Annotated in this window: 3 protein-coding genes; 1 reads left to right on the top strand and 2 read right to left on the bottom strand. The window is 40.1% G+C overall.

Annotated elements, in window-relative coordinates:
- Positions 1-1232: transporter substrate-binding domain-containing protein (locus tag AB4496_RS22640; RefSeq protein ID WP_372132048.1), on the bottom strand; the 1232-nt coding region annotated here is incomplete at its 3' end.
- Between the two features lie 467 nt (positions 1233-1699).
- On the bottom strand, positions 1700-2995 hold the full coding sequence (locus AB4496_RS22635; protein ID WP_009846613.1) for a hypothetical protein: 1296 nt from the start codon (positions 2993-2995) through the stop codon (positions 1700-1702).
- A 499-nt stretch (positions 2996-3494) separates the two neighbouring features.
- Between AB4496_RS22635 and AB4496_RS22630 the strand changes: the two genes are divergently transcribed.
- Positions 3495-5477 carry a type VI secretion system Vgr family protein gene (locus AB4496_RS22630; protein WP_102257283.1) on the top strand — a complete coding sequence of 661 codons (1983 nt, stop codon included), beginning with the start codon at positions 3495-3497 and terminating at the stop codon, positions 5475-5477.
- Positions 5478-5622 lie beyond the last annotated feature (145 nt).

Genomic DNA, 5622 nt, shown 5'->3' with positions numbered 1-5622 from the left:
ATAACCGACCATCCAGATAAAATCGCAACCTTTTTTCCGCTGAGATCTCCGTAGTTTGAGACGATTTGCGCGTTTTCTCGCGTAACAACAGAGAAAGGTAGCTCGTAAATCGCATCCGTATATAAGCCTTTTACTCCGTTGCTTTCGTAATTCTGAATAGAGTGCAAACCATCGATGCTTCCCTCATGAAACTTTCCCGTTAGCTCTGCCCACGAAAAGCCATTAACGAACTCGAACTTAACACCACTCATCTCGCTAATCATTTTCAGAAGATCAATCGCATAACCGTGTGGCTGTCCAGATACAGCGAAATCCATTGGTCCCCAATCGCTTTGATTAGAGAATAACAAAGGAGGCATGCTCTCAATTACGGCTTTTTGTTGAGCAGACCAATCGATTTCACTTATTTGAGGAAGTGCATTTTCCGTTTCAGCATCTCGATTTGACGCAATAATGTTACCTGACTTTGAGTATAAGAAAGATTCTGCCTGACTATCCTCCTCTAAACCTAATGCGCTTGCAGACAACTTACTCGCTAAAGAAGATAATACGATATCGATGCCTATCACGTGTTGTGTATCGCTAGCAGCTTTTGATTCAAAAGCTAGAGAATAGGTTTGGCCAGTTATCTGGAGATGCTGAAAAAGGTAAGGCTGCGTTTTTTCAACCGTCTCTGTATTAGCGGATTCATACCAAGGCCGTGTCGTCGGAAAATAATTACTCGGTTCTGTCTTTGACTCCCTGAGATTAAACTCAAGGTCGTAATACTTAGTCGTGCGGATACGACCTGCTTCCCTGTCGCTTATCTCGATCACCACCCAACGGTCTGAGCGATCGGCACCAATTTTTTCTCTAACAAAAGGAGAAGATTCCAGATTGATAATTTGGAAGAAGCGTTCGTTAGAAGAACCTATGTAAATACTATAAAAAAGAGGGTTATCTTTTATCGCTTCTGAGAGGATCCCACGCGACTCTTCGCGAGAAATTTGATAGCTAATAGAGCGATGTACGGAAGACAGTAATCGAGCGGTATTTATCGCGTCTGAGTCGACGTTACCGATATAGTCGCTCAAGTCCTGAGATACCATGGTCAACTTGGACAAGGTATGCTCTGTCGCCATTTTTTTACTGAAGTAATATTGAAGTGAAACCGCCACGATCGCCGTTAGCACCGTCGCAAGTAGAAACATCCCTCCAACGGTAAACCGCAACGAGATTTTTGTGTTTGCCATTATTCTATCCTTGAATAATCACTAGCTAAAAACGTAACACGCTAACAATACTTATATTATTACAACGCCCTACCGCCCCTAGCAACACATTATTCTATATATTATTCAAGTTCTCTTAACATTCTGTCCTGAATCTCAATAATCATGTCTTTAAATGATAATTAACTATATACGTCAGTAAACTAATACCATAATTAATTTAATGGTATTAGTTTTCATAAAATGGAAACACCTACGCCAATGACATCAAGGCAATAAGACCCGTCTTGAACTTTTCTAAGTCATTACGAATCCAGATTGAGTAGGCTGGCTATGTGTTTGATGATTGGATTGCTAGTATGAAAATGAGAGTTACCCCTTATTGTCTTTGATTACGGGATTAGCTCCTTTAATCAAAGTGGGTAACTCTCTACCCTTCACTATTACGACTTAAGCTTAGACAGCTACACAGAATTTAGGACAGCCTCTTACGCCCAGCGGTCAGAACGTATTAGGAGATCTAAACGTGCCGTTACGTGATGGGCTTTTCCTGCATGAATTTTGCTCAATTTACTTTTATGTAAAGCATGAGCGACTTTACTCGCATCCAAATCACTACCGGGAAGAAAGTTCATTTGGCTTCTCGCTGCTTTTAACACCTCAAGAACACCTGGAGTTTTACTCTCTAGAGATATCGGACATTCCTTAATAAACTCTCTTGACTCTTCTTTTAATAGTTCAAAAGACGAAAGAATGTTTTTTTGATGTGCCACTTTATCACTGTCAAGTGTTGTGCCTAATATCTTGGACTTTATCTTGCGTATTCCTCGGCTCAAGCTGATTCGTTTGTGTGCATTTGGCGGGGTAACATCAAGAATTTTCAAAAAATTATAAGGTGAACCATATCTAGGGATGCAAACTATATAGGCAGCTAAGATCGGGATTTTACGTATGTGTTCCGCGAAGAACTGTTCTAGCCTTTCATCACTCATTGATTGAACGTTAATTAAGTAAGTCGTACATTTTTTCTTGAATTCATTATATTCTTTTTCCATTTTCCATTTTTTGATTAGCGAGACAAAAAATTTGAAAATGGAAACAATAGCGTTAGCGATAGTTGTTACTGCTGCACCAACACCAGCACTCAGAGAATTCACTAATATCGTCCCGCCACTTTGCAGAGTTGCAATCGAACTTGATACTGCCGCACCTTTTATTTGCTCTCTGATAGATATAATTACGTAAGAACCAACTTTGTTGGTCGCGAGCATAGTCATACCGTCAGATTTTAGGTAGTGCATTGTTTTTGTAATGGTCTTGTATGCTGACTCTAATGCGGCTTTAATATTACCAGCATGCTGTAAAACTTCGCCTAGTGTTTTTGATACAACATCGGGTAATAGAGCAAATAGTTTTTGCTTTAAATCGTTTCCAAAGTCTGTAATCGACGATAAAAATTCAGTCAACTTTTGCTTTAAAGTAGACACGATTTTCATAAACCAGTTTTGATCGCTATTCATAGCAGCGCTGCTAGCAACTGATTTAACAGCGCCTGACGCTATTTTGTAGCCGGCACTTGAATTGATTGATGACAATCCGTGAGTTCCAGCGTAATTAAGAGCCTTACCAAGTCCGATACTCTTATCGACTACCCCTTTAACTTCCTTTAGTTGACCTGCAGTTTTGCCAACAACAACAAGTTTAGAAAAGAGAGAACCACCTTCAAGCTCCGCTTTAGAGAATACTCTCAACATATCAGCGTACATTGGATTTTGATTTTGCATGTATAAAACTCTTATTATTTAGCTGTATTAGTTCAGAAACGAAAGTGTTCTGCTTTTGCAAGAAAGGACAACACATTGAGCATTATTTTTTCAAAGTTAAATTAGGCTTAGACACCTAGAGTATTGAGCTTTATCGCCCGATTATAATTAAACTCTATGTACTCTATATAGTTTGCCATATCTGTTCTTTTGTCACAATCGGCTAATATAGCTCTGCCGCAAATATAATTAGATTCATAGAGACTGATGAAGCTCTTAAGGCAAGTTGTGGTGAGAATGAATCGGTAATTTTTGGTACTCAAGCCTGCACCTTCAAGTTGATTCGGTATACAGGCAACTTCTAAATTAAGAAGCAGCCTTCCAAAGAAAGCTAGAATACAACTTAATATATTATAGAATTTATGCTATAAATTTAGACTCATAATTCCAAATCAAGTCAGTTCATTAATATTGATACCACACAATATCAGAACATCTTCGAGCATTATCAGGCGAGCCTATGACGGATAATTTCTCCCCTTCTGCCAGTGCGATTGTGGCAAAAGATTCTAAAAGCAATGAGCATGCAGTCAGCGATTTTGCTATTTCTGAGTACCTATCGAAGCCTTTTAAAATCGAACTAACACTCATCTCAAAAAACTTTTCAATTGATGACCAGCTTGGTCAAAAGCTTTCGATTACACGCTTTATTAACGACACTAACAACCAAGCAGCCACACGTGTATTCAACGGCATTGTTACGCAAGTTCAGTTATTGGGCATGGACAGTAACCTGCAGTATTCTAGTTATCGCATCACTCTAAGGCCGTGGTTTTGGTTATTGATACACACTCATTCTTTCCGTGTTTATCAAAACCAATCGACTAAAGATATCGTTTCAGATGTGTTAACCCAAGCAGGTTTCAGTGGCTCGTTTAAGGCTGGTACCATGCCCTCATCCAAACGAGAGTATTGCGTTCAATATGATGAAAGCGACTTTGATTTCGTAACTCGCCTGCTTGCTGAAGAAGGGGTTCATTACTTTTTCCAACACAGCGACTCAGATCACGTGATGATGCTACAGGACGCTCAGAGCCCTTATAAAAAGTCAGATATCGGTAAACTGGACATGATTGAAGTCCCTTCAGGCAACAATCCATTACTCGATAAATGGATGCCGCAAGGTCAATTTCATGGTGCCAGCATCGAACTGACTAGTTATGATTACTCACAAACTAAACTCGTGAGCAGTAAACAGAAAAAATCCAGCCATAAGATAGCTAACAACACCAAGTTAACGAAACAGTTTTACCCTAACCTTGGTATCACTGGTGGGATGGAAGACCTTGCCAGCAACCTAGTGAAAAGACGAATTGAACAGCTCGAGCAAAATTATCAAACCGTAGAAGCCGAAGCGCAACACGATTCATTTGAATTGGGTAAATGGTTTTCACTATCATCCCATTTAGACAAAGATCAACTCGGTGACTATTTAGTCACAGAACTTCACACGAGTTATAGCACCGAAAACCATTGTCAAACACGTCTCACCCTTCTTGACACGTCGACTCCTAATTATCCTTCACCGACGGATAAGGCAAAAATACACGGACTACAAAGCGCCATCGTAGCCGGTAATACCGCAGGTGAGATTAATCAAGATGAACAAGGTCGAGTTCGCATTCAATTTCATTGGGATACACAAACATCCGGAGACAAAACGAGTTGCTACGTGCGCGTTGCTCAGATGATGGCTGGCAATGGTTATGGTGCTCAGTTTATTCCAAGAGTAGGACAAGAAGTACTGGTCAGTTTTATTGATGGTGACCCAGACCAACCGATTATCACAGGAAGCGTTTATAACAGTAAAAACCCACCACCTTACAAAGAAGCTAACTCAACGAAAACAGGTATTAGCACTAAGTTAAGCGGATTGGCTAACGAGCTCTATTTTGACGATAAGAAAGACAATGAGCTCTTGTACATGCATGCAACCAAAGACTTCACGAAAGAAATAGAGAACAACCTGACAGAGACCATTAAAGGTGAACTGATCCAGAAAACCACCAAACAAGTTAACGTATCAACAGAAGATAATTACACCCTCAATTCAGACAAAGCTATCGCTGCCAAAGGTAAATCTATATCCCTAGAAGCGGATGACAAGATTGAGCTAAAGGTTGGGTCCAGCAAAATCACTATGTCTTCATCTTCTATTAGTATTGAAGCAAGTAACATTGATATCAAAGCCAGTAGCGCACTCAACCTTGAAGGCATGAACGTAACAAGTAAGGCGACATCCGCGAACAAAATATCAGGTGTAACAACGGCTCTCGAAGCGACAAGCTCCAACAGTATTAAAGGACTCAGTGTCGCGATTAAAGCGGATACCACACTCACAGCAGAGGGGTCTTTAAGTGCCGAGTTTAAATCAGGCCTAAAAGGTACTTTTAATGGTGGCGTACTTGGCGAATTAAAGGGTGCTATTGTAAAGGTGAATTAGTGAATTCAATCGCTAGCATTTAAACCACACTAGAGCACAAATTCAGGTAAGACAGAAACATGTATAAAAAAATTCCATATCAAACTGGCAGACAGTTGCTCGACAGATTCTCAAGCTCCGACGAAGCACAAGCACTGATTAATGA

It is taken from the genome of Vibrio sp. 10N.222.46.A1, from assembly GCF_041473595.1.
Lineage (GTDB): Bacteria > Pseudomonadota > Gammaproteobacteria > Enterobacterales > Vibrionaceae > Vibrio > Vibrio tasmaniensis_A.
Note: the sequence above shows the minus strand (reverse complement) of the source record. Positions and strands in the feature narration are given on the sequence as shown.

Bases quoted from the DNA above. Each gene is read 5' to 3' on its own strand.
- AB4496_RS22635 (WP_009846613.1), bottom strand. From the start codon at position 2,995: ATGCAAAATCAAAATCCAATGTACGCTGATATGTTGAGAGTATTCTCT.
- AB4496_RS22630 (WP_102257283.1), top strand. From the start codon at position 3,495: ATGACGGATAATTTCTCCCCTTCTGCCAGTGCGATTGTGGCAAAAGAT.